Annotated in this window: 21 protein-coding genes and 1 pseudogene; 12 read left to right on the top strand and 10 right to left on the bottom strand. The window is 61.9% G+C overall.

What is annotated here, in order from left to right:
* Positions 1-32: 32 nt before the first annotated feature.
* Entirely contained in the window at positions 33-953 is a 921-nt protein-coding gene (locus SC318_RS01215) for a LysR family transcriptional regulator (RefSeq protein ID WP_320429320.1), read from the top strand.
* Between the two features lie 105 nt (positions 954-1,058).
* Here SC318_RS01215 and SC318_RS01210 read toward each other — a convergent pair whose 3' ends face one another.
* The gene (locus tag SC318_RS01210; RefSeq protein WP_320429319.1) at positions 1,059-2,060 is read right to left on the bottom strand and encodes an ABC transporter substrate-binding protein; all 1,002 of its coding nucleotides are present in this window, start codon (positions 2,058-2,060) and stop codon (positions 1,059-1,061) included.
* Between the two features lie 278 nt (positions 2,061-2,338).
* Here SC318_RS01210 and SC318_RS01205 point away from each other — a divergent pair, with 278 nt between their 5' ends.
* Entirely contained in the window at positions 2,339-3,913 is a 1,575-nt protein-coding gene (locus SC318_RS01205) for an ABC transporter permease (RefSeq protein WP_320429318.1), read from the top strand.
* Positions 3,910-4,725 (top strand): ABC transporter ATP-binding protein, encoded by an 816-nt coding sequence (locus tag SC318_RS01200; RefSeq protein ID WP_320429317.1) that lies wholly within the window; start codon positions 3,910-3,912, stop codon positions 4,723-4,725. The genes SC318_RS01205 and SC318_RS01200 overlap by 4 nt, the downstream gene beginning before the upstream one ends.
* Here the strand turns inward: SC318_RS01200 and SC318_RS01195 are convergent.
* Positions 4,712-5,782 (bottom strand): fatty acid desaturase, encoded by a 1,071-nt coding sequence (locus tag SC318_RS01195; RefSeq protein ID WP_320429316.1) that lies wholly within the window; start codon positions 5,780-5,782, stop codon positions 4,712-4,714. The two genes, SC318_RS01200 and SC318_RS01195, sit on opposite strands and share 14 nt — an antisense overlap.
* A gap of 101 nt (positions 5,783-5,883) precedes the next feature.
* Between SC318_RS01195 and SC318_RS01190 the strand changes: the two genes are divergently transcribed.
* On the top strand, positions 5,884-6,888 hold the full coding sequence (locus tag SC318_RS01190; RefSeq protein WP_320429315.1) for an AraC family transcriptional regulator: 1,005 nt from the start codon (positions 5,884-5,886) through the stop codon (positions 6,886-6,888).
* 116 nt (positions 6,889-7,004) lie between these two features.
* Here the strand turns inward: SC318_RS01190 and SC318_RS01185 are convergent, their stop codons facing one another.
* Positions 7,005-7,370, bottom strand: a complete 366-nt coding sequence (locus tag SC318_RS01185) for a response regulator transcription factor (RefSeq protein ID WP_320429314.1) — start codon at positions 7,368-7,370, stop codon at positions 7,005-7,007.
* A gap of 100 nt (positions 7,371-7,470) precedes the next feature.
* On the opposite strand from SC318_RS01185, the gene SC318_RS01180 reads away from it, so the two are divergent.
* Together SC318_RS01180 and uraH are read left to right on the top strand one after the other, a co-directional pair.
* Positions 7,471-7,944 carry a GlcG/HbpS family heme-binding protein gene (locus tag SC318_RS01180; protein ID WP_306491139.1) on the top strand — a complete coding sequence of 158 codons (474 nt, stop codon included), beginning with the start codon at positions 7,471-7,473 and terminating at the stop codon, positions 7,942-7,944.
* 24 nt (positions 7,945-7,968) lie between these two features.
* A complete protein-coding gene (gene uraH, locus SC318_RS01175) occupies positions 7,969-8,379 on the top strand; it encodes a hydroxyisourate hydrolase (protein WP_306491138.1) in 411 nt (136 codons plus the stop codon).
* Here uraH and SC318_RS01170 read toward each other — a convergent pair.
* On the bottom strand, positions 8,374-9,060 hold the full coding sequence (locus SC318_RS01170) for a Crp/Fnr family transcriptional regulator (protein ID WP_320429313.1): 687 nt from the start codon (positions 9,058-9,060) through the stop codon (positions 8,374-8,376). The genes uraH and SC318_RS01170 overlap by 6 nt on opposite strands.
* 83 nt (positions 9,061-9,143) lie before the next feature.
* Between SC318_RS01170 and SC318_RS01165 the strand changes: the two genes are divergently transcribed.
* Entirely contained in the window at positions 9,144-9,668 is a 525-nt protein-coding gene (locus SC318_RS01165; protein ID WP_320429312.1) for an Mpo1 family 2-hydroxy fatty acid dioxygenase, read from the top strand.
* Positions 9,669-9,808: 140 nt separating this feature from the next.
* Here SC318_RS01165 and SC318_RS01160 read toward each other — a convergent pair whose 3' ends face one another.
* From SC318_RS01160 to dibA, 6 genes are all read right to left on the bottom strand, one after another.
* Entirely contained in the window at positions 9,809-10,789 is a 981-nt protein-coding gene (locus SC318_RS01160) for a sulfate/molybdate ABC transporter ATP-binding protein (protein WP_065949978.1), read from the bottom strand.
* Between the two features lie 3 nt (positions 10,790-10,792).
* Positions 10,793-11,665, bottom strand: coding sequence for a sulfate ABC transporter permease subunit CysW (cysW, locus tag SC318_RS01155; protein ID WP_320429311.1), 873 nt, complete (start codon positions 11,663-11,665; stop codon positions 10,793-10,795).
* Between the two features lie 13 nt (positions 11,666-11,678).
* On the bottom strand, positions 11,679-12,497 hold the full coding sequence (cysT, locus tag SC318_RS01150) for a sulfate ABC transporter permease subunit CysT (RefSeq protein WP_065949976.1): 819 nt from the start codon (positions 12,495-12,497) through the stop codon (positions 11,679-11,681).
* Positions 12,498-12,739: 242 nt separating this feature from the next.
* A complete protein-coding gene (locus SC318_RS01145) occupies positions 12,740-13,750 on the bottom strand; it encodes a sulfate ABC transporter substrate-binding protein (RefSeq protein ID WP_124384594.1) in 1,011 nt (336 codons plus the stop codon).
* Between the two features lie 64 nt (positions 13,751-13,814).
* Entirely contained in the window at positions 13,815-13,997 is a 183-nt protein-coding gene (gene oscA, locus SC318_RS01140; protein WP_060755534.1) for a sulfur starvation response protein OscA, read from the bottom strand.
* A 300-nt stretch (positions 13,998-14,297) separates the two neighbouring features.
* Positions 14,298-16,211, bottom strand: a complete 1,914-nt coding sequence (dibA, locus tag SC318_RS01135) for a phosphodiesterase DibA (RefSeq protein ID WP_320429310.1) — start codon at positions 16,209-16,211, stop codon at positions 14,298-14,300.
* A 165-nt stretch (positions 16,212-16,376) separates the two neighbouring features.
* On the opposite strand from dibA, the gene desA reads away from it, so the two are divergent.
* From desA to SC318_RS01110, 5 genes and pseudogenes are all read left to right on the top strand, one after another.
* Positions 16,377-17,561, top strand: a complete 1,185-nt coding sequence (desA, locus tag SC318_RS01130; RefSeq protein ID WP_306491134.1) for a delta-9 fatty acid desaturase DesA — start codon at positions 16,377-16,379, stop codon at positions 17,559-17,561.
* Between the two features lie 188 nt (positions 17,562-17,749).
* A complete protein-coding gene (locus tag SC318_RS01125) occupies positions 17,750-18,751 on the top strand; it encodes a sensor domain-containing diguanylate cyclase (protein ID WP_320429309.1) in 1,002 nt (333 codons plus the stop codon).
* Positions 18,752-18,874: 123 nt separating this feature from the next.
* Positions 18,875-19,441 (top strand): annotated as a pseudogene (locus SC318_RS01120) (FAD-dependent oxidoreductase); the annotation flags it as partial.
* A 77-nt stretch (positions 19,442-19,518) separates the two neighbouring features.
* Positions 19,519-20,406: a nitrilase family protein gene (locus SC318_RS01115; RefSeq protein ID WP_320429308.1), complete on the top strand. Its 888-nt coding sequence runs from the start codon at positions 19,519-19,521 to the stop codon at positions 20,404-20,406.
* Positions 20,407-20,419: 13 nt separating this feature from the next.
* Positions 20,420-21,619 (top strand): hypothetical protein, encoded by a 1,200-nt coding sequence (locus SC318_RS01110; RefSeq protein ID WP_320429307.1) that lies wholly within the window; start codon positions 20,420-20,422, stop codon positions 21,617-21,619.
* Positions 21,620-21,658: the final 39 nt, after the last annotated feature.

Genomic DNA, 21,658 nt, shown 5'->3' with positions numbered 1-21,658 from the left:
TTCGACCTATTTTTCAAATGCCGGGAATGCATATGGATCTTCGTCAACTGCGCTACTTCATTGCCCTTAACGAACACCGCAGCTTTGTGCGCGCGGCGGACGCCATGGGCATCACGCAACCGGCGTTCAGCCGCAGCATCCAGGGGCTGGAACAGGAGTTCGGCTGTGTGCTGGTGGACCGTGGGCACAAGGACCTGCGTCCGACGCCAGAGGGCCAGGTGGTGCTGCAACACGCCCTGACGCTGGTGCATGGCGCCGCCTTGCTGAGCAGTGAAGTCACGCGCATGACCAAGCTCGACGCCGGCGACCTGCGCTTCGGCTGCGGCCCGGCGCCGGCGGTGAAGCTGGTGCCGGATGCGGTGGCGCGGTTTATCGGCGCGCACCCGAAAATCCGCACCCGCTTCCAGGTGGATAACTGGGAAACACTCAGCCGCGCATTGAGCCGCGAGGAGATCGAATTCTTCATTGCCGACATCCGTCAGTTCGAAGCCGACCCGAACTTCCAGACCCGTGCGCTGACGCCCAAGCGCGGCGTGTTTTTCTGCCGCCCCGGGCACCCGTTGCTGGCCAAGGACAGCCTGTCGACCAATGACATGTTCGACTACCCACTGGCCGCGCCGCTGATCTCCCAAGGCATTCGCAAACTGCTGGCGAACCTGAGCGGGCGCATGGACTTTTCACCCAGCATCCAGACCGAGCATTTCCCGGCGCTGGTAAAGATTGTGCTGCAGTCCAATGCCATCGGCGTGGGCACCGAGGAAGCGTTTGCCGAGGACATCGCCCGAGGGGCTCTGGTGCTGCTGCACTGGCGCAACTTGCCGCAGAACATGGAGACCCTGAGTGCGCGCTGCGGGATTGTCAGCCGAACCGGGTCGCGCTTGTCGCCGGCGGCCAAGGCGATGATCGAGACGTTGGTTGAGGTAGACAGGCAGGAGGTGAGTGTGGCGGTTTGAAGGGCCTCATCGGGGGCAAGCCCCCTCCCACACTTTGAATGTATTCGCAGTTCAAATGTGGGAGGGGGCTTGCCCCCGATAGCTATAGCCCAGGCACCACCCAGCTTAAAGCCCCGCCGCCACCAACCCAGGCGCCACCCAGTCATTCACCTGAAACGACCGGCGAATCAGCTTCTCCTGGGAAGCCAGGTCCACCGCGTCCTGCAGTTTGCCAAGGAACACAGGATCTAGGGTCGCCGGGAAAATCGCGCTGAGCTGCTGGTCTTTCAAATCATTGGTCAGGATCACCGGCGGGTAACTGGCCAGCCCCGACACCAGTTCGATGTAGGCCTGCTTGTTGTTGTCATCGGTCAACCACTGCACCGCCTGCTGCTGAGCCTTGAGCAGCTTGGCCACCGCGTCCGGATGCTCGTCGACAAACTGTTTGCTGCCCACCAGCACCGCCTGGATGCTGCCGGCGCCGCCCAGGTCTTTGGTGGTGAGGGCTATTTCGGCCAGCCCCTTGGCTTGCAGCGCGGTCAGGTTCGAGCCGCCCCAGGTTGCGTCGATCTGCTTGGCGGCCAACGCCGCACCGGCCGCGTTGAAGTCCAGGTTGATGACTTTCAGGTCTTTCTCGCTCAAGCCCTGGCTGGCCAACGCGCTGTCGAAGGACAACTGGCTGGCCGTGCCGCGAAACACCGCGACGCGCTTGCCCTTGAGGTCTTGCAAGGTCTTGATGCCCGAACCCGGCACCACGCCGAGGTACTGCTTGATGTCCCGCGCCGTTGCGCTGAGCAAGCGGGTGTCCAGGCCATTGGAACGGCCGATGATGGCCGCCAGGTCGCCCAGGTAGGCGAGGTCCACCTGGCCATTGGCGAAGGCTTCGTTGATCACCGGGCCCGCGCCCTTGAAGTAATTCCACTGGATCTTGATGCCTTGGTCGGCGAAGGCCTTTTCGAAGATCTGCTGCTCGCGCAACACATCGGTGATGCCACCGCCACTGTGTTGGGTGCCGGCGCTGAGGTCGGGCACGGCAATGCGGATCTCCTTGAGCTCGGCTGCGTGCACCAGGCCCGCCAGCGCGGTGCCTGCGAACAGCGTGATCAGACGTTTGAAGGGCAGTTTCATAAGCGCAGCTCCTGGTGGGCGACGGTCGCCTGGGGAGCTGAAAGTAGGCATAGCCTGATGAAAACTTTAAATACTATAAATTCACAATTTAATAACTTTGAGGACTATGCGAGCCAAACCGCAGGCTGCAGCGGACTATGCATAAACAGCATCGAAAATATTCTTCGAATGCATTGGATGCGTGCCGGGCGCGGGCTTTAAATGGCTTCTCTTATCCCCCAATCATCTTGATTACGTTTTTGTAAGATCGAAATCACATAACGAAACGGAGGTCGTCAATGGCCCGAACCGCACGGTTGAGCCTGCCTCTTGCCATGCCCACGCTGCGCTGGCCGTCGCTCAGCCCCTGGCTGTTACCGCTGACGCTGTTCGCCCTGTGGTGGCTGGCCAGCCGCAATCATTGGATGAGCGAGCAGATCCTGCCGCCGCCGTCACTGGTGTGGAGCAGCGCGGTGGAACTGGCGGGCGGCGAGTTATGGAGCCATTTGGCGATCAGCCTGCAACGCTTGTGCTGGGGCTTGCTGGCGGGCATCAGCGCCGGGGCCTTGCTCGGTGCCTGGCTGGGCTTCAGCGCGCGCGCCGAGCGCCTGGTGTTTCCCACCTTCAGCGCGTTGTCGCAGGTGCCGACCCTGGCGTGGATCCCGCTGTTCATGGTGTTTTTCGGCATCGGCGAGACGCTGAAACTGGTGGTGCTGGTCAAGGCGATTGTGGTGCCGGTGACCCTGCATACGCTGGTCGGCGTGCGCGATGCTCAGCCCCAGTTGCGTGAAGCCGCACGTGTGCTGCGCCTGCCCACTCATCTGTTGATCCGCCGGCTGATTCTGCCGGCGGCGCTGCCGGCGTTCATGGCCGGTGTACGCCTGGCTCTGGCGGCCGGTTGGACGTCGCTGCTGGCGGTGGAGCTGCTGGCTTCCAGCGAAGGCATCGGCTACCTGATGGTGTGGGCACGCCAGTTGTTCATGCTCGACATCGTCTTTGTGTGCATCGTGGTCATCGGTGTACTGGGCGTGGCGATGGACCGTGGTGTCGGCTGGCTGGACCGCCACTGGGTGCACTGGCCGCACCCAGCCACGGCGCAGATCCGGCGCGGCCCGCGTTACCAGGGTTGGCAACGCCTGCAGCCGTGGCTGCTGCCGCTGCTGTTGCTGGCGTTGTGGCAGGTGGCCGCGCAGCAGGGCTGGGTCGACGCAAATATCCTGGTAAGCCCATGGAACGTGCTGCACACCACCGCCAGCGGCGTGGTGGATGGCACGTTATCGGGCGCGCTGGGCAAAAGTCTGGGGCGCACGTTGGGCGGCTTGATTCTGGGCGGCAGCCTGGGGTTTGCGGTGGGCTTGTGGCTGGGCGTGTCAGCGCGCAGTGAGCGAGTGCTCGGCCCTACCCTCGCCGCGTTGCGCCAGATCGCCATCTTCGCCTGGGTGCCGCTGCTCACGGCCTGGTTTGGCCTGGGGGAACTGGCCAAGTGGGTGTTTATCGGCCTGGCCGCGTTCTTCCCCCTGTTTATCGCCACCCAGCGCAGCGTGTTGAACCTGTCACCACAACTGAGCGAAGCCGCGCAGGTGCTGCGCCTGGACCTGTTCCAACGGCTGCGCCGGCTGATTTTGCCCGGCGCCGCGGCGGGCATTTTCGCCGGCCTGCGCCTGAGCCTGATCTACGCCTGGCTGGGCACCATCGGCGCGGAATACTTCATGCCGTCCAACGGCGGTATCGGCAGCCTGATGATCGGCGCCCAACAGCTGCTGCGCATGGACCTGATCATGAGCGGCATGCTGCTGGTGGGCCTCACCGGCGCCACCCTCAACCTTATCGGCCAACGCCTTGAAACCCGCGCCACGCAATGGAGACACGCATGAACGCACCGATTGTCAGCTTCAACCATGTGGGCAAGTCTTTCGATGTGGACGGTTTCGAACTGGAGGCCATCCGCGAGTTCAACCTGGCGATTGCCGAAGGCGAGTTTGTGGCGATTGTCGGCTCCAGCGGTTGCGGCAAATCCACCCTGCTGCGTTTGCTGGTGGGGCTGGACACGCAGTTTCGCGGCGAGATCCAGGTTGACGGGAAACCCGTGAACGGTATCGGTGGCGAACGCGGCATCGTGTTCCAGGAGCACCGCTTGTTCCCGTGGCTGACGGTGGCGCAGAACATCGGCCTGGGCCTGGTCAATGAGCCGTTGAGCGAGGCCGAGCGCAACCGACGCATCAGCGACTTCATCGACCTGGTGGGCCTGACCGACTTCACCCGCGCCTATCCCCACCAGCTGTCCGGCGGCATGGCGCAACGGGTGGCGATCGCCCGTGGCTTGGTGGCCAGCCCACGGATTCTGCTGCTGGACGAACCCTTCGGCGCGCTGGATGCGTTGACGCGCCAGCAGATGCAGGACGAACTGCTGGCCATTCGCGCCCGCGCCAGCATCACCACGGTGCTGGTGACTCATGATGTGGAAGAGGCGATTTTCCTCGCCGACCGTGTGGTGGTGATGGAGCCCCGGCCAGGGCGGATCAAGCAGGTCGTGCAAATCGACCTGGCCCATCCGCGCCAGCGCAGCAGCTTTGAGTTTCACCAACTGCGCGAAGAGCTGCTGCATGAGCTGACCAGCGACGATCACTACCAGCCGCCGCCGCGCGAACAGATCCGCGACCTGCCGCTGGCGTTCATCGCTTGCTGAAAGCGAGTTCGCTGCGTGGCTGATCCTGGGGTTCCAACCGATTGGCCCGGGCAAACGTGCCCAAGTCATTGAAGCGCACGCCCATCTCGGCCATGACCTTGTGCGCCACCTTGGCGGTCATCTGGCGGAGGTAGAACGGTTCCTTCACCACAAAATGGTGAATGCCGTGGGTGCTGCCGAAATTGAAGCAGAACGCCTGCAACGGCCACATCCACCAGGGGTTGAGCACCTGGGTCTGCTGGATCACATTGCCCAGCTCCACGTCGCCGTAGTAATGCATGTTGGAGCTGACAAAGTGCAGGCAGAAGGTGCGCAGCACGTTGGGGCCGATGATCACCACGGCAGCGATGTCGATGACCTGCATCACCTGCAGCGTGCCCGCTGACCAGGCGATGGGCGCGCCCATCAGGCTGGCGATGCCGTTGGCGGCATGAAAGCCCAGGAACACGTACCAGGCGCCCCAATGCAGCAGCGCCAGCGGTGCGTAAACCAGCAGCACGCGCTTGAAGATACTGAACCTGTGCGGCCAAGTCTTGGCGCGCAGCAGGCGGATCAGCGCCGACATCATGTTGTCGCCCACCATCAGCAACCGCGCGATGCCCCACGGCTCGCCGTTGGTGATAGCGCGCTCTTCCATGTCGGCCTCGGTGCCGGACACCTTGTGGTGGTTGAGGTGCAGGTGGCGGCGAATCCACGGGTTGATGGTGCTCGGCCGCGCCAGCCACACCAGGCCCATCATCAGGTTGTGCGGCACGCGCTGCTTGCGAAAGTACATGCTGTGGATCAGGTCATGTTCCAGCTCATGGGTGAGTGAAGCGAAGAAGGCATTGAGCAACAGGCACACCCACCAGGCCATCTGACCGTTGATATAGAGCGCCGCCGAACCCAGCATGCCGGCCAGCGCAAACGCCAGGATGCCGGCGCCCAGCGCGTCCTGGTGCAGCAGCCAGGGGTGCCGCTGGCGCAAGCGCGCGCCCTCGGCCAGTACCACCTCACGGATATGCGCCGCACGCTGTTGCGCGTTCATCTGCTGGGGGCTTGCAGAAATACCGTCCATGCTTTCATTCTCTTGTGCAGTGATGCCTGCATCTTGCGCCCAACCCTGGCGCAGCACGCTAGCTCCGCACGCCAACCTGTTGACCGCAAGCGCCAATCGCCATGACCGAACCCACGTCTCTCGCCAGCTGGACCCGCGCCCTGCGCAAGCAACTCGATGCCCTTGGCCTCGACAGCGCCGCGCTATGCCTTGAGGCCGGGCTCGACCCGCTGTTGATGGACGACCCGAATGCGCGCTATCCGTTGTCGGCCACCACGCGCCTGTGGGAACTGGCGGTGCAGGCCAGTGGCGATCCGGCGATTGGTTTGCGGGTGTCGAGGTTTGTCAGCCCCACCACCTTTCATGCGCTGGGTTACGCCCTGGTGGCCAGCGGCAGCCTGCGCGAGGTGTTCGAGCGGATCGTGCGCTATCACCAGGTGGTCAGTGATGCGCTGAGCCTGGAGCTGAGCCGTCACGGCGACTGCCACTGGTTTCGCCTGCTGCAACCGGAAGGCAGCCCGGCGCCGGCGCTGGAAGCCATCGATGCGTTTGCGGCGATCTACGTGCGCACCTGCCGCAATCGCCTGGGTCGCGACTACGCCCCGCTGGCGGTGTACCTGCGGCGCCCGGAACCGGCCGACCCCGCGCCATGGCACACGGTGTTTCGCTCACCGGTGGTCTTTGGCGCCGAGGAAGACCGCCTGGAGTTCGCCGCCCACGATTTTGACAGCCACCTGGACGACGCCAACCCGGAGTTGGCCGAACACAATGAAACCGTGCTCAAGCGCACCCTGGCCCAACTGCAACCGCTGACCTGGGAGCGCAAGGTGCGCGCCACCATCGAGGCGCAACTGCCCGACGGCGAACCCAGCGCGGAGCGTGTCGCCCAGGCCTTACATCTGAGTTTGCGCAGCTTGCAGCGGCACCTGGCGGACGAAGGCTGCCGGTTTGATGCGTTGCTCAATGAATGCCGGCAGAACCTGGCGTTGTTGCACTTGCGCGATGCCCAGTGTTCATTGGCCGAAATAAGCCATCTGCTGGGGTTTGCCGATACCAGCAGCTTCAACCGGGCGTTCAAGCGCTGGACGGGGATGACGCCGGGGCAGTTCAGGGATGGGTTGCGGTAGGCAGTGAGGGGTAGGTTTGAGGGCCTCATCGGGGGCAAGCCCCCTCCCACAGTTGATTTGTGAATACAGTCAAAATGTGGGAGGGGGCTTGCCCCCGATAGCAATGGCCCAGGCCCTCAACGCCCTCGATCACGCCGCAACACCTTCCTCACCCGCGCCACCAGTTCCTTGGCTTCGAACGGCTTGAGCAGATAATCGTCCTCATGCAATTCCAACCCACGCAGACGGTCTTCAATGCCATTGGGCGTGGTCAGAAACAACAACGGCGTTTCGCCGCGCTGGCGAATTTCCTGCTGCAACTTCCAGGCGTTCAGGCCCGGCAGCATCACATCCAGGATCACCAGGTCGTACACGGTGCTTTCCACAAAGCGCTGCGCTGCCATGCCGCTGGCCGCTACTTCCACCGTAAAACCGGCCTCGCTCAGGCCCTGGGCCATACGTTGCGCCAGTTGCGGCTGGTCTTCCACTAACAACACGTGCATGCCTTTCCTCTGGGTTTGATTACAAACCTGTCATCAAATTGTGCGGCTTTTGACCACGTCCACTGGCTACCTTGGCGGCCTGCCTTCTGGAGCTCTCACCATGTATCGCACTGCTGTGTTTCTAAGCCTCGCCGTGGCGACTGCCGCCCAGGCGACACCCCAACTGCCACGCCACGCCGAGCTGGACTTGCGCACCGCGCGCCAATTGGCCGATGCCAGCCTGGCGCACTGCAACGCCGCGCTGACCGTGCTCGACCGCGGCGGCAACCTGTTGCTGGCCCTGCGTGCCGATGGCGTAGGCCCGCATAACAGCCTCGCCAGCCAGCGCAAAGCGTACACGGCGTTGTCGACCAAAACCCCAACCCGGTTGTTCGCCGAGCGTGCGCGCAACAACCCCGAGGCCGCCAACCTTAACAGCTTGCCCGAATTGCTGTTGCTCGGCGGTGGCGTGCCGCTGTTTGCCGATGCCGAACTGGTCGGCGCGCTGGGCATCGCCGGTGCAGGTGGCGCGCCGCAGGATGAAGCCTGCGCCGTACAAGCCGCCGAGCAACTGGGCTTGAAAATCACCCCTTAACCCGTGTCAAAAAAGGACTTCTCGATGAAAACCCTAAGCATGACCCTCGCCGCATTGAGCCTCAGCGGCCTGTGCAATCTGGCCCTGGCCGCCGGCAACCCGCTGAGCGTGCACGTGCTAAACCTGGAAAACGGCCTGCCGAGCGCCGGCGTCAACGTCACCCTGGAAGAACACGTGGGCGACCAGTGGAAGTCGCTGTCCCAGGGCGTCACCAACCAGCAGGGGCGCATCGCCGAACTGTTTCCCGCTGACCGCAGCATGAAGCCGGGCGAGTACCGCGTGGTGTTCAAGACCGGTGACTATTACAAGCAAGCCAACCGCGAAACCTTCTTCCCCGAAGTGCCGGTGATTTTCCAGGTCAAGCAGGCCGACCAGCATTACCACATCCCGCTGCTGCTCAGCCCTTACGGCTTCTCCACCTATCGCGGTTCATAGGCCCGCCGCCCGCCGCAAGCCATTGAGGTCCAGGATCTCAATGGCGCCGTAGCTCAGGCCGATAATGCCCTGCTGCTCCAGCGCCTTGAGCAGGCTGTTGATGGTCTGGCGCGACAGGCCCAGCATCGCCGCCAGGTCTTCCTGGGGCAGCTGCAACACCCGCCGGGCCTGCTCGACCTCGCCGTAACCCTCAGCGATCATCAGCAGCCGATGGGCCAGCCGCGCCGACGCGGGCATCAGGCTCATCTGTTCGATATTGATCAGCGACAGGCGCAGTTTATGGCTCATCAACAGGGCCACCTCGCGCCAGTACGCCGGCTGCTGCTCAAGCATGCCGAGCATCGCCGCCTGCGATACCTGCAACAGTGTGCAAGGCCCCATGACGAGAGCATCGTGGGTGCGCGGCAGGTTGTCGAACAGGCAGATCTCGCCGAACCAGTAAGGCGTCTCAACCAGGCTCAGCACCGCTTCCTTGCCCTGTGCATTCACCGCGCTGATGCGCACCGCCCCCTCCAGCACCGCATACAGGCCACACGGCGGATCGCCGCGTTTGAACAGCAACTGCCCCGCCGTCAGCGAGCGCAACCGCGCCGCCGCCAGCAGGCGACGCTGCAGGTCTGCGGGCAGGTGGCGGAACCAGTGGCCGCTGGCTAGCTGCGCGTGCCATTTCGCTGTGTCCATGGGAACTCCGTAGATTGTCGCCCAGTTGACAGTTCAGCACCGACTGACAGGGCATGATCAAACATCCTACAGGAGGAACAAAAATGAAAAGCCTCGTCGATCACCTCAGTCAGTACGCCGCCTACCACCGCGACCCGCGCAATATCGCCAGCCATTTCATCGGCATTCCGTTGATCGTGGTGGCGGTCGCCGTGCTGCTGTCGCGCCCCGAGTGGTCGGTGGGTGGGCTGTGGCTATCACCGGCGGTGCTGCTGGCGCTGTTTTCGGCGTGGTTTTACCTGCGCCTGGAACTGGCCCTGGGTGGGTTGATGACGCTGCTGATGGGGTTGTCGGTGTGGGCCGGACATGCGCTTGCGGCGCAAAGCACAACGGTGTGGCTGAGCAGCGGCGTGGGCCTGTTCGTGGTGGGCTGGGTGATCCAGTTTGTCGGGCATTACTACGAAGGCCGCAAGCCAGCGTTTGTGGATGACGTGTCGGGGCTGATCGTGGGGCCCTTGTTTGTGGTGGCGGAGTTGGCGTTTCTGCTGGGGTTGCGGCATGACCTGAAACAGCAGATCGAACAGCGCTCGGGGCCGGTGGCGGTGCGCGAAAAGAACGCCACGGTCTGAAGCCCTGTGAGGTCTAAATGTGGGAGGGGGCTTGCCCCCGATAGCGGTGTGTCAGTCACCGATGCTCTGGCTGATCCACTGCTATCGGGGGCAAGCCCCCTCCCACATTGGCCCCATTCACATTTGGCTCTGGGGTGAGCTTAAGCTTTTTGCCAGACCTTGGGCTTGAAGAACAGGGTTTCGCCGCGGGCCAGGCCGGTGAGGCTGTCGTGGTCTTTTACCACTTCGGCTTCGATCAGCTCGGGTTGGCCCTCGACCTTCAAGGTCACCCGCGTGGTGGCGCCCAGCGGCCGGATGTCCCGTACTTCGGCGGCGTGGTGGTCTTCAAGCTCATGCCGCGACAACGACACTTCATGGGGGCGGAACAGCAGGTGTTTGTCTTCGCCCAGGTGCAGGCGGTTCGAGTCGCCCAGGAAGTGGTACACAAAATCGCTGGCCGGGTTTTCGTAGACGTCGCCCGGTGAGCCGATCTGCTCGATCACGCCCTTGTTCATCACCACGATGCGGTCAGCGACTTCCATGGCCTCTTCCTGGTCGTGAGTCACGAACACCGAGGTCAGGTTGATGTCCTCGTGCAAGCGCGCCAGCCAGCGGCGCAATTCCTTGCGCACCTTGGCGTCGAGGGCACCGAAAGGTTCGTCCAGCAGCAGCACTTTAGGCTCCACCGCCAAGGCGCGGGCCAGGGCGATACGCTGGCGCTGGCCGCCGGAAAGTTGCTCCGGGTAGCGATCAGACAGCCAATCGAGTTGCACCATGTTCAGCAGTTCGTGAACCTTGCTCGCGATCTGGCTTTCGGTGGGGCGTTGGTTCTTGGGCTTCATGCGCAGGCCGAAGGCGACGTTGTCGAACACGGTCATGTGGCGGAACAGCGCATAGTGCTGGAACACAAAGCCCACATTGCGATCGCGCACATCGTGGCCGGACACATCTTCGCCGTGGAACACGATGCTGCCGGCATCCGGGGTTTCCAGGCCTGCGATGATGCGCAGCAAGGTGGTCTTGCCGCAGCCGGACGGGCCCAGCAACGCCACCAGCTCGCCACTCTGGATATCCAGGTTGATGCTGTCCAGGGCCTTGAAGGCGTTGAAGTTCTTGCTGACATTACGGACTTCGATCGACATGACTTATTCCTCACCGGCGCTGTTGCGCAGGCGGTTGATTCGGTTCTCGCTCCACTGCTTGAGCAGCAGGATGAAGAGCGCCAGGATCAGCAGCAGGCTGGCCACCGCGAAGGCGGCGACGTGGTTGTATTCGTTGTAGAGAATCTCGACGTGCAGCGGCAGCGTGTTGGTTACGCCACGAATATGGCCGGACACCACCGACACCGCGCCGAACTCGCCCATGGCCCGCGCGGTACACAGCACCACGCCATAGATCAGGCCCCACTTGATGTTCGGTACGGTGACATGCCAGAACATCTGCCAGCCATTGGCACCGAGCAGGCGCGCCGCTTCTTCTTCCTGGGTGCCCTGCTCCTGCATCAGCGGGATCAGCTCACGGGCCACGAACGGCACGGTGACGAAGATGGTCGCCAGCACGATACCGGGCAAGGCGAACACGATCTGGATGTCATGCTCCTGCAACCACGGCCCGAAAAAGCCCTGGGCGCCGAACATCAGCACGTACACAAGGCCCGCGATCACTGGCGAGACCGAGAACGGCAGGTCGATCAGCGTCACCAGAATGCTTTTGCCACGGAACGAGTACTTGCTCACGCACCACGCGGCGCTGACGCCGAACACCAGGTTGAGCGGCACCGAAATCACCACGGCGATCACCGTGAGTTTCAGCGCCGACAGGGCGTCCGGCTCAAGGATCGCGGTGAAGAATGCGCCGAGGCCGTTCTTCAAGCCCTGGGACACCACGATCAACAGCGGCAGCAGCAGAAACAGCGCGAACACCAGCCAGCCAAGGCCGATCAGGATGCGTTGCGAGGTGGCACTGCCACGCCGAGCGGCGTTGGCCGAGGACGCGGCGGAAATAGACGATTGGGACATGTTCCGCGCCTCCTTATGGACGTTCGATGCGCCGCTGCAGCAAGTTGATCAGCAGCAGCAGGACAAAGGAAACCACCAGCATCAGCACACCAATGGAGGTGGCGCCGCGGTAGTCGTACTGGTCGAGCTTGACCATGATCAGCAACGGCAGAATCTCGGTTTTCATCGGCATGTTGCCGGCGATGAAAATCACCGAACCGTACTCACCCACGCCACGGGCGAAGGCCAGCGCGAAACCGGTCAGCCAGGCGGGCAGCAGCGCCGGCACGAGAATATGGCGGAACACCTGCAGCGGCTTGGCGCCCAGGCAGGCGGCGGCTTCTTCGACTTCGCGGGGGATGTCGGCCAGCACCGGCTGCACCGTGCGCACGACGAAGGGCAAGGTGACAAAGGTCAGCGCCAGCGTGATACCCAGCGGGGTGTAGGCGATCTTGAAGCCCAGGTCGGCGGCAAACTGGCCAACCAGCCCGTTGGGCGCGTACAGCGCGGTCAAGGCGATACCGGCCACAGCGGTGGGCAAGGCGAACGGCAGGTCGATCATCGCATCGATGATCTTGCGTCCGGGAAAGGTGTAGCGCACCAGCACCCAAGCCAGCAGGGTGCCGATCACGCCGTTGATCAGCGCGGCGTACAAGGCGGTGCTGAAGCTAAGCTTCAACGCGGCCAGCACGCGGGGGGCGGAAATGATGTTCCAGAACTGATCCCAGGTGAGTTGAGCGGCGTGTACGAACATCGCCGCCAGCGGGATGAGTACGATCAGGCTGAGGTACACCACGGTGTAGCCCAGCGTCAGCCCGAAGCCGGGTATGACGGGGGAGATACGACGCGACATAAGAGTCCTTGGTTAAAGGGTAGAAACCACTGTAGGAGCGCGCTGTTAGTGGAGAGGTCACCTACTGTGGCGAGGGAGCTTGCTCCCGCTGGGCTGCGAAGCAGCCCCAAACCAGGCGACCGAGATGCATCAAATGCAACGCGGATACCTGTTTGGGAGCGCTTCGCACTCCAGCGGGAGCAAGCTCCCTCGCCACAGTGAGGACCTCTCCACAGCAAGTGGGCTCCTACAGGTACGTTGGCTTACTGCGCCGTGTAGATCTGGTCGAACACGCCACCGTCGTTGAAGAATTTCGGTTGGGCAGTTTTCCAGCCGCCGAAGTCTTTGTCGATAGTCACCAGGTCCAGTTTAGGGAACTGCTGGGCGTATTTGGCGGCGACTTTCTCATCGCGTGGGCGGTAGAAGTTTTTCGCCGCAATCTCCTGGCCAGCCGGGCTGTACAGGTGCTTGAGGTATTCGGTGGCGATCTCGGTATTGCCCTTTTTCTCGGCGTTCTTGTCCACCACGGCCACCGGCGGCTCCGCGAGGATCGACAGGGACGGCACGACGATGTCGAACTTGTCGGCGCCGCCGTCTTCCTTGAGCGCCAGGAACGCTTCGTTTTCCCAGGCCAGCAGCACATCGCCCTGACCATTGTTGACGAAGGTGATGGTGGAGCCGCGCGCGCCGGTGTCGAGAATCGGCACGTGCTTGAACAGCTCCTTGACGTATTCCTGGGCCTTGGCTTCGCTGCCGCCGGTCTTCAGGCCGTAGGCCCAGGCGGCGAGGAAGTTCCAGCGCGCACCGCCGGAGGTTTTCGGATTCGGCGTGATCACCGAAACGTCTTTCTTGATCAGGTCGCCCCAGTCCTTGATGCCTTTGGGGTTGCCCTTGCGCACCAGGAACACGATGGTCGAGGTGTACGGAGTGCTGGCGTCCGGCAGGCGGGTTTGCCAGTTTTCCGGCAGGGTCTTGCCCAGCTTGGCGATTTCGTCGATGTCACCGGCCAGGGCCAGGGTCACCACGTCGGCACGCAGGCCGTCGATCACGGCGCGGCCCTGCTTGCCCGAACCACCGTGGGATTGCTGGATCTTGACGTTGTCGCCCGGGTGGGACTGTTTCCAAAAGCTGGTGAACTCAGCGTTGTAGTCCTGGTACAGCTCACGGGTCGGGTCGTACGAGACGTTGAGCAACTCGTAGTCCTTGGCAACGGCGGAACCGGCAAACACGGCACTGGCCAATGCGGCCAAGGCATAACGGCGAATCGACGACATAGAAGCTCCTGAAATTCTTAGGTGTTGGCTTTTCTTATAATTGCGGGTCTATCGCCGTTCCTGCTCAGTTCGGTTTGTTACCCGGGTTCTGCAGACGGAATTTTTCCTTGCGTTCGATCTGTACCACTTGAGCGTTGTGCACAGTGATTTCCACCGCGCCAAACCGCAGATCGCGCAAGGCGCTCTGGATCTCACGCAAAATGGCTGCTTCGTCCTGGCCGTCGACGCTACGTAGAGATGCGCTCATGGTCTCGCTCCTGAAATGAATAGTGCCTGGCAGTGGCGGCACTGCTTGCGGCGTGAGGGCGATAGTAGATAAGCGCGGATATTCTTAAAAATACTATTTAAGAATGTTTATATAACCAGAAAGAATTTTCTGATGGGACGTGGGGTTGCGCGTGGTTTTTGTGCTCAACCCGTGAATTCAGGCCTGATGCAATTCCAATGTGGGAGGGGGCTTGCCCCCGATGGCTTTGGGTCAGGCAAAGCTTATCTAACCTGATGCACCGCTATCGGGGGCAAGCCCCCTCCCACACTTGATCGCATTTCAAACTTGGATGGGGGGTGCTCGGTGCCAGTCGATAGCGTCCGCCGGCATCGGCTTGCCAAACCAATACCCCTGGCCCATGTCGCACTCCTGGTCCAGCAGGAAGCGCGCCTGCTCCACCTGCTCGATCCCTTCGGCGTGCACCTGCATGCCCATGCTTTTGGCCAGGGCGATGACCACGCGCACGATGGCGGCGTCATCTTCATCCCATGGCAAGCCGGCGACGAAGCCCTGATCGATCTTGAGTTTCTGCACCGGCAGGCGTTTGAGGCGCAACAGTGAGGAATAGCCGGTGCCGAAGTCGTCGATGGCCAGGCGCAGGCCCAGCTCGCGCAGGCGGTGCAATTGTTCGAGGGCCACTTCCGGGTCGTCCATCACTGCGCTTTCGGTGACTTCCAGCTCAAGGAAGGCCGGGTCCAGGCCTGTGTCGTGCAGCACCTGCCCGACTTGTTCGTAGAGTTCACGCCGGGCAAACAGCCGGCTGGAGACGTTGATCGCGATAAATTCCAACGGCGCGCCGTCCGCCAACCATTGGCACATCTGGCGGCAGGCCTGGTCCATCACCCAGGCATCGATGTCGGCGATCAAGCCGGTGCGCTCGGCGATGGGGATAAATTCACCCGGCGGCACCAGGCCGCGCTCCGGATGCTGCCAGCGCACCAGCGCCTCGACGCCCACCAGGCGGCTGTCCTGCAGGTCGTGCACCGGCTGGTAATAGACGCGCAGCTCCTGCTGGTCGAGGGCGCGGCGCAATTCGTTGGCGATTTCCACCCGGTTCTGCGCGTGCGCCGTCAGTTCCTCGGTATACAAGGCGTAGCCTTCACGCCCCGCGCTCTTGGCCTTGAACAAGGCCGAATCAGCGTTGCGCAACAATTGCTCGGCGCTCAGCGCATCGCTGGGAAACAGGCTGATGCCGATGCTCGCGCTGATGAACAGCTGATTGCCGTCAAAAATGAACGGCTCCTTCATGGCTTCGAGCATGCGCTGCGCCAGGGCTGCAGCCTGCATCACCTGTGGACAACTTTCCGCCAATACAGCGAACTCGTCGCCGCCCAGGCGCGCCAGGGTCACCCCAGGCCCGAACAGCCCCTTGAGACGATCGGCCACCAGTTTGAGCAGTTGATCACCCACGTTGTGGCCCAGGCTGTCATTGATGATCTTGAAGTGGTCCAGGTCCATCAGCAGCAGCGCACAGCCACGCTTGTGCACCTGCGCCGAGGCCAGCGCCTGCTCGGCGCGGTCGGTGAACAGCAGGCGGTTGGGCAGGTCGGTCAGCGGGTCGTGGTGGGCAAGATGCGCCAGCTCGTGTTCGGAGTCCTTGATGGCGCTGATGTCCGAGAACACCGCCACATAGTGGCTGATGTCGCCCTGGTCATCACGAATGACACGGATGGTTTGCCACTGAGGGTAGATTTCGCCGCTTTTGCGCCGATTCCAGATTTCGCCGCTCCATTCGCCGCTGCGTTCGAGGGTCTGGAACATCTGTTGATAAAAATTCGACGAATGGCGCCCCGACTTGAACAGGCTGGGCGGCTCGCCCATGACGTCTTCGCGCCGGTAACCGGTGATCTCGATGAATGCGCGGTTAACGTGCACGATCAGGCCCCGGGCGTCGGTGACCAGCACGCCTTCGCGGGTGCAATCAAAGACCGCGGCGGCCTGTTGCAGGCGTTCACGGTTTTCCTTGAGGGGTTGTTGCAGCCGGTGGGCGCGGGCAAAACCCACGCCCATCAGGTAAATCGCCAGCGCGCTCAGGCCTGCCCAGGCGTAGCCGCGCAGTTGCAGCCAATGCGCCAGGGCCTGGGGTTCATCGATAAAGTTGATTAATAGTTGACGGCTAAGCTGGAGCCACAGAATGGAAATCAGCAGGTATACCAGCCCCGCACGTAGGGCTCCACGGTATGAAAACAGCATATGGTCAGTAATCCTTACCAAAAAACAGAATCGCCCTACGAAGGCTGAGGATTATAGAATAAGAAACATCCAGTCACTTCTATCTGAAAGGGCGGCTGGTTTTCTCTGTAGGCTTAGTGATAATGCGTGAGCTGTTCTTTACTTTATCTGAGGGCCATACAGCCTATGTGGTACAACGGTTTTCTTGACCTGTCAGCCTGGCAACTGGTGGCAGTCACGCTGTTGATGACCCACGTGACCATTATTGGGGTCACGGTCTATCTGCACCGTTATTCAGCCCATCGCTCGCTCGAGCTCAATGCCGGCCTGAAACACTTCTTCCGCTTCTGGCTGTGGTTGACCACGGCGCAGAACACCCGCGAGTGGACCGCCATCCACCGTAAGCACCATGCCAAATGCGAAACCGTCGATGACCCGCACAGCCCGGTGATCAAAGGCCTGTCCACGGTGCTGCGCAAAGGCGCCGAGCTGTACCGCGCCGAGGCGGAAAACCCCGAGACCCTGCGCATCTACGGCAAGAACTGCCCGGACGACTGGATCGAACGCAACCTCTACACGCCCTACCCGCTGCTGGGCGTGGCGATCATGGGGGTGATCGACGTACTGCTGTTCGGCACCATCGGCATCACCATCTGGGCGATCCAGATGATGTGGATTCCGTTCTGGGCCGCCGGCGTGATCAACGGCCTGGGTCATGCCGTGGGTTATCGCAACTTCGAATGCCGCGACGCGGCGACCAACCTGGTGCCCTGGGGCATCATCGTGGGTGGCGAAGAGCTGCACAACAACCACCACACCTACCCCAACTCGGCAAAGTTGTCCGTGAAAAAATGGGAATTCGACCTGGGCTGGGCATGGATCAAGGTGTTCAGCTTCCTGCGCCTGGCCAAGGTGCAACGCGTTGCGCCCATCGCCCACCGCGTTGAAGGCAAGGGCCACCTGGACATGGACACCGCCATGGCGATCCTCAACAACCGCTTCCAGATCATGGCCCAGTACCGCAAATTGGTGATCGGCCCGCTGGTCAAGCAGGAGCTGGAGAAGGTCGATCACTCGGTGCGCCACCAGTTCCACCGCGCCAAGCGCCTGCTCTCGCGGGAAACCAGCCTGCTGAACGATCGCCACCATGTGCGCATCCAGAGCATGCTGGAACACAGCCAAGCGTTGAGCGTGATCTACGAGAAGCGCCTGGCGCTGCAGCAGATCTGGCTCAAGACCAGCTCCAACGGCCACGACATGCTGGCGGCGATCAAGGAATGGGTACACGAAGCCGAGGCCAGCGGTATCCAATCCCTGCGCGATTTTGCGCACCAACTGAAGACCTATTCACTGCGCCCCGCAGCGGTCTGACGCGACTGCGGGAGGGCGCGCCCTCCCGCACACTGGCTTTCTGACGTCATTTTCCGGGCGCCGCCAATCGACCCCGTTCACGGAACTTCACCGCAATTCCCCTCTCTCAAAGAACACTTCGCCATCATGGTGACCCCTTGTAGTGACCGCTGTTGCATCCTGCGGCGCGCCCAGAGAGAGTTGTTCCGATGGTTCACGAAAAGCCTTGCCTGCCCGATGTGTCCACTGACCAGCCACCGCGCCCAGCCGCGGCGTCGACGCTGTTGGCGCTCATGCATGCCCAGGGTGAGGTCGAGCGGCTGAGTGAGCGTGAGCAGCTGCTCAGCTCGCTGCTGGTGAGCGTGAATGCCGTGCTGTGGGCCATCGACTGGGAAACCCGCCGCGTGCTGTACGTCAGCCCGGCGTACGAGCGGATATTCGGCCGCAGCGCCGGTTTGCTGTTGGCCGATCATCGGGAATGGCGCAACAGCATTCACCCCGAAGACCTCGACTACGCCGAACACAGCCTCGCCCGCGTGCTGGAACAGGGCGCCGTGGAGGACCGCGAGTACCGCATCGTCACGGCCGACGGGCAGATCCGCTGGCTCAGCGACAAATGCTATATCAACCAGCAGGCAGAGCCGGGCAAGCCGATGATCGTCGTGGGCATGGCCGAGGACATCACCGAAAAGAAGCACCTGGAGCTGGAACTGCATCGCCTGGCCACCACCGATGTGCTGACCCAGAGCAGCAACCGCCGGCACTTCTTCGAGCTCGCCAACCAGGCCTTTGACAGCGCCTGTGTGCAGGGCACGCCGTTAGCGTTCCTGTTGCTGGACATCGATGACTTCAAAGACATCAACGACACGTATGGCCACCTGGAAGGCGACCAGGTATTGCGCCGCATCGCCGAGAGCGGCAGAGGCGTGTTGCGCCGTGGCGACCTGTTCGGGCGCATCGGCGGCGAAGAATTTGCCGCCGTGCTACCCGGCTGCGCCCCGGAGATGGCCCTGCAGGTGGCGGAGCGGCTGGGCAAGGAAATCCAAAGGCTGAGCTTCAGCGTCGAAGGCCACGCATTTACCGTGACCGTCAGCCAGGGCCTGGCCAGCCTGCGCGAAGACGACTCGACGCTCGACAGCCTGTTCGGCCGCGCCGATGCGGCGATGTATGAGGCAAAGCGCCAGGGCAAAAACCGCGTCATCGCGGGTTAGTGCTGAACTGATCGTTCCCACGCTCCGCGTGGTAACGCCTCCCAGGACGCTCCGCGTCCCGCCCCATAGTGACGCAGAGCGTCACGGACGGCGTTACCACGCGGGAGCGTGGGAACGATCTTCATTCCGCAGATCATGGTCACTGACAGCTTTATTCATGATGTGTACACGTATCGCTACCACGACGCCTATCCCTACGACTGCATTTTGCTCAGTTACACCTGGGAGGATGACGCGACCAAACTGGCCTCTTTTGACGACCAAACGCTGATCAACAAGTGCGTCATGGAACTGGACCGCATCCTGTTACGCAGCGCCAATATCAAAACGCCGATATCGCCCTACATCGATACAAAAAACGCCATCGTCCAACGCTGGATGACCGACAAGAGCGCGCTAGGGTGCGCCAAGCTCTATCGCGCCGGGACTTACTACGATGCCGTCAGTTTGATGCGGTACAACCGCGATTACGCCGATGTTTCCGGCCTGTATCCGGCCGGCGAATCGTTTTCGGTGGATGCAGGCTGGACGGAGCCTTGCCTGCGCGGCGCCATCGATGCCGTGATCAACCTCTGCAATGCCACCCAAGCCACGTTCAACGGGGGGTTTAGCCTGGATGTGTACCCACGCTACCAGGGGCAGCCATCGATTCAGCAGCTGCCTACGACTCAAGCGGAAACAGCCTACTGACGCATAAACAAAAAAGACCTCCTATTAAACACCCACCCGTCCCGGTGGGTTCATAACAATAAAAAGAGGTCTGCACCATGAACGAGTTCACGAGCCCCGTACGCGTCGCCGTTGTGCAATTTGATCCGCAAGTCGGCACCCACAATCGCGCCTCCAACCTGGAAACCAGCCTGAGCCTTGCCCTGCAAGCGGTGAACAATGGCGCCAATCTGATTGTGCTGCCGGAATTGGCCAATACCGGTTATCTATTCAACAATCGCGAGGATGCCTATCTCCATGCCGAACCCGTTCCAGACGGTCCCAGCCTGCGGGCCTGGATGGATTTCGCCCAGCTCCACCAGGTGTATCTCGTGGCAGGCTTGGCTGAACGCGACGGCATGCAACTGTTCGACACCGCAGTCCTGCTGGGCCCCGAGGGCCTGATTGGCAAATACCGCAAGGCCCACCTGTGGAACAAGGAAAAGCTCTGGTTCAGCCCTGGCAACCTCGGTTTCCCGGTGTTTGAAACGCCCATAGGCCGCATAGGCTTACTGATCTGCTGGGACATCTGGTTCCCCGAAGTCCCACGCCTGCTGACCCAGCAAGGCGCCGATATCATTTGCAGCCTGAACAACTGGGTGTGGACCCCACCGCCACTGTTCGACGAGGCAGGCAAATGCATGGCCTCGTACTTGACCATGACCGCCGCCCACGTCAACAACGTGTTCATTGCTGCGGCCAACCGCATCGGCGAGGAACAGGACGCGCGCTACCTTGGTTGTTCGTTGATTGCTGGCACCAACGGCTGGCCTATCGGCAAAGTCGCCTCACCTAACGAGCAAGCGATTATTTACGCCGATATCGACCTTTCCACCGCCCGCAGCGCACCGATCTGGAACAGCCTCAACGACCTGCACCGGGACCGTCGCAGCGACCTCTATGACGCGATGCTCGGCTACCGCCTTCACCCGTGCCTGCCACGCTGATGGAGGTGCGATCATGGGTTTCATACCAACAAGAAAAGCATCATCAGACTCATCCGTTCGCCACCTTGTCATCCTGATCCTGGCCTCGCTCACCCTGGTAGTGTCGCTCACAGGGTTGTCAGTGGCTTACTCCACCTCGGCGCCGCAGCTCTGGCCAAGCTACAACGACATGATGGCCAGCCTGCCCACGCCAACAGCGTGGTTGCGTTGGGTGGTCGGCGATATCAGTGAGGTGGCCTTCTACAAACACGAGTTCGCGTCACTCGGCCTGCTGCTCGGTGGCGCTTTCGGTTACTGGACCAGCCGTTATGCTCAAGCCTGGCAAGGCTTCAGCATTGCCTACGGCACGGGGCTCTGGCCCTGGCTGGTGACCAGTTCGTTGCTGGGCCTGCTGCTGAGCAATGCGCTCTGGGGCTGGACGTTGACGGCGGGCTCCTGGCAACCCACCTTTGCCGCCTTTGTTTCGCTGCCGGCGGCCATGGTGCTGCTGTTTGGCGGGGGGTGGAAGGTCACGCTCAATGGCGCCTTGCTCGGCGCGCTTCTGGTGACGCCGAGCTGCCTGTTGCTGGTGAACTACCTGTGCATTCCGCTGGGTTTGCCGGTGGTGATTGGCAACGTATTGGGCATGGCTTTAGGCAGTGTGGTGGCGTTCTTACTGTGCCGTGCACTGCCGGTGCTGGTCAGCCGTGCAGCTGAAACCAAGGCCGACACAGCTCCCCCCGCCGCCCAGAAAATACCCGACTACGGTATACGCTGGACGTTACGTCGGGTGCTGGCTGACTTTTCCGAAGCACCGTTCTTTGGCAATGAGTGGGCCAGCCTGGGTTTGCTCGCTGGGGTGTTGCTGGCCTACGCATTGAACCCCCTGAGCCCTGCTTATGGATCTGGATGGTTGCCACACTTGATTGCGGGCCAAGCGTTGACCTCGCTCATCGGCATTATCCTGTGGCGTCGGCAATGGCGTGAGCGGGGTTGGTATCCGACCTATGTGCCCCTGGTATCGGTGGTGCCCGCTGCGGTGTTGACCTATGGCGGCAATCCGACAGTGATTGTAGCCAGCGCAATACTGGGTGCGCTGATCGCCCCGCCGTTGGCCTGCGCGATTGCCGGGCGCCTGCCGGGCTACCTGCCCCCCTACATCGGCAACGTATTGTCTATGGCGATCAGTACGGTATTGATCGTGCCGTTGATCGGTGTAGTGATCGTTGATTAAGCCAACCAACGCCTGAAGGTGATTCACCCGGCACAAAAA

The sequence above is a fragment of the Pseudomonas sp. MUP55 genome (genome assembly GCF_034043515.1).
Classification (GTDB): Bacteria; Pseudomonadota; Gammaproteobacteria; order Pseudomonadales; family Pseudomonadaceae; genus Aquipseudomonas.
This window is presented reverse-complemented; position numbering and strand designations above follow the sequence as displayed.

Coding starts and splice junctions, on each gene's coding strand:
- SC318_RS01185 (WP_320429314.1), bottom strand. CDS start 7,370: ATGCACGTGTTGTTAGTGGAAGACCAGCCGCAACTGGCGCAACGTATG.
- uraH (WP_306491138.1), top strand. CDS start 7,969: ATGAAAACCCTAAGCATGACCCTCGCCGCATTGAGCCTCAGCGGCCTG.
- desA (WP_306491134.1), top strand. CDS start 16,377: ATGTGGTACAACGGTTTTCTTGACCTGTCAGCCTGGCAACTGGTGGCA.
- cysT (WP_065949976.1), bottom strand. CDS start 12,497: ATGTCGCGTCGTATCTCCCCCGTCATACCCGGCTTCGGGCTGACGCTG.
- SC318_RS01145 (WP_124384594.1), bottom strand. CDS start 13,750: ATGTCGTCGATTCGCCGTTATGCCTTGGCCGCATTGGCCAGTGCCGTG.
- SC318_RS01180 (WP_306491139.1), top strand. CDS start 7,471: ATGTATCGCACTGCTGTGTTTCTAAGCCTCGCCGTGGCGACTGCCGCC.
- SC318_RS01160 (WP_065949978.1), bottom strand. CDS start 10,789: ATGTCGATCGAAGTCCGTAATGTCAGCAAGAACTTCAACGCCTTCAAG.
- SC318_RS01170 (WP_320429313.1), bottom strand. CDS start 9,060: ATGGACACAGCGAAATGGCACGCGCAGCTAGCCAGCGGCCACTGGTTC.
- SC318_RS01125 (WP_320429309.1), top strand. CDS start 17,750: ATGGTTCACGAAAAGCCTTGCCTGCCCGATGTGTCCACTGACCAGCCA.
- SC318_RS01165 (WP_320429312.1), top strand. CDS start 9,144: ATGAAAAGCCTCGTCGATCACCTCAGTCAGTACGCCGCCTACCACCGC.
- SC318_RS01195 (WP_320429316.1), bottom strand. CDS start 5,782: ATGGACGGTATTTCTGCAAGCCCCCAGCAGATGAACGCGCAACAGCGT.
- SC318_RS01190 (WP_320429315.1), top strand. CDS start 5,884: ATGACCGAACCCACGTCTCTCGCCAGCTGGACCCGCGCCCTGCGCAAG.
- SC318_RS01200 (WP_320429317.1), top strand. CDS start 3,910: ATGAACGCACCGATTGTCAGCTTCAACCATGTGGGCAAGTCTTTCGAT.
- SC318_RS01205 (WP_320429318.1), top strand. CDS start 2,339: ATGGCCCGAACCGCACGGTTGAGCCTGCCTCTTGCCATGCCCACGCTG.
- cysW (WP_320429311.1), bottom strand. CDS start 11,665: ATGTCCCAATCGTCTATTTCCGCCGCGTCCTCGGCCAACGCCGCTCGG.
- SC318_RS01215 (WP_320429320.1), top strand. CDS start 33: ATGGATCTTCGTCAACTGCGCTACTTCATTGCCCTTAACGAACACCGC.
- SC318_RS01110 (WP_320429307.1), top strand. CDS start 20,420: ATGGGTTTCATACCAACAAGAAAAGCATCATCAGACTCATCCGTTCGC.
- SC318_RS01115 (WP_320429308.1), top strand. CDS start 19,519: ATGAACGAGTTCACGAGCCCCGTACGCGTCGCCGTTGTGCAATTTGAT.
- SC318_RS01210 (WP_320429319.1), bottom strand. CDS start 2,060: ATGAAACTGCCCTTCAAACGTCTGATCACGCTGTTCGCAGGCACCGCG.
- dibA (WP_320429310.1), bottom strand. CDS start 16,211: ATGCTGTTTTCATACCGTGGAGCCCTACGTGCGGGGCTGGTATACCTG.
- oscA (WP_060755534.1), bottom strand. CDS start 13,997: ATGAGCGCATCTCTACGTAGCGTCGACGGCCAGGACGAAGCAGCCATT.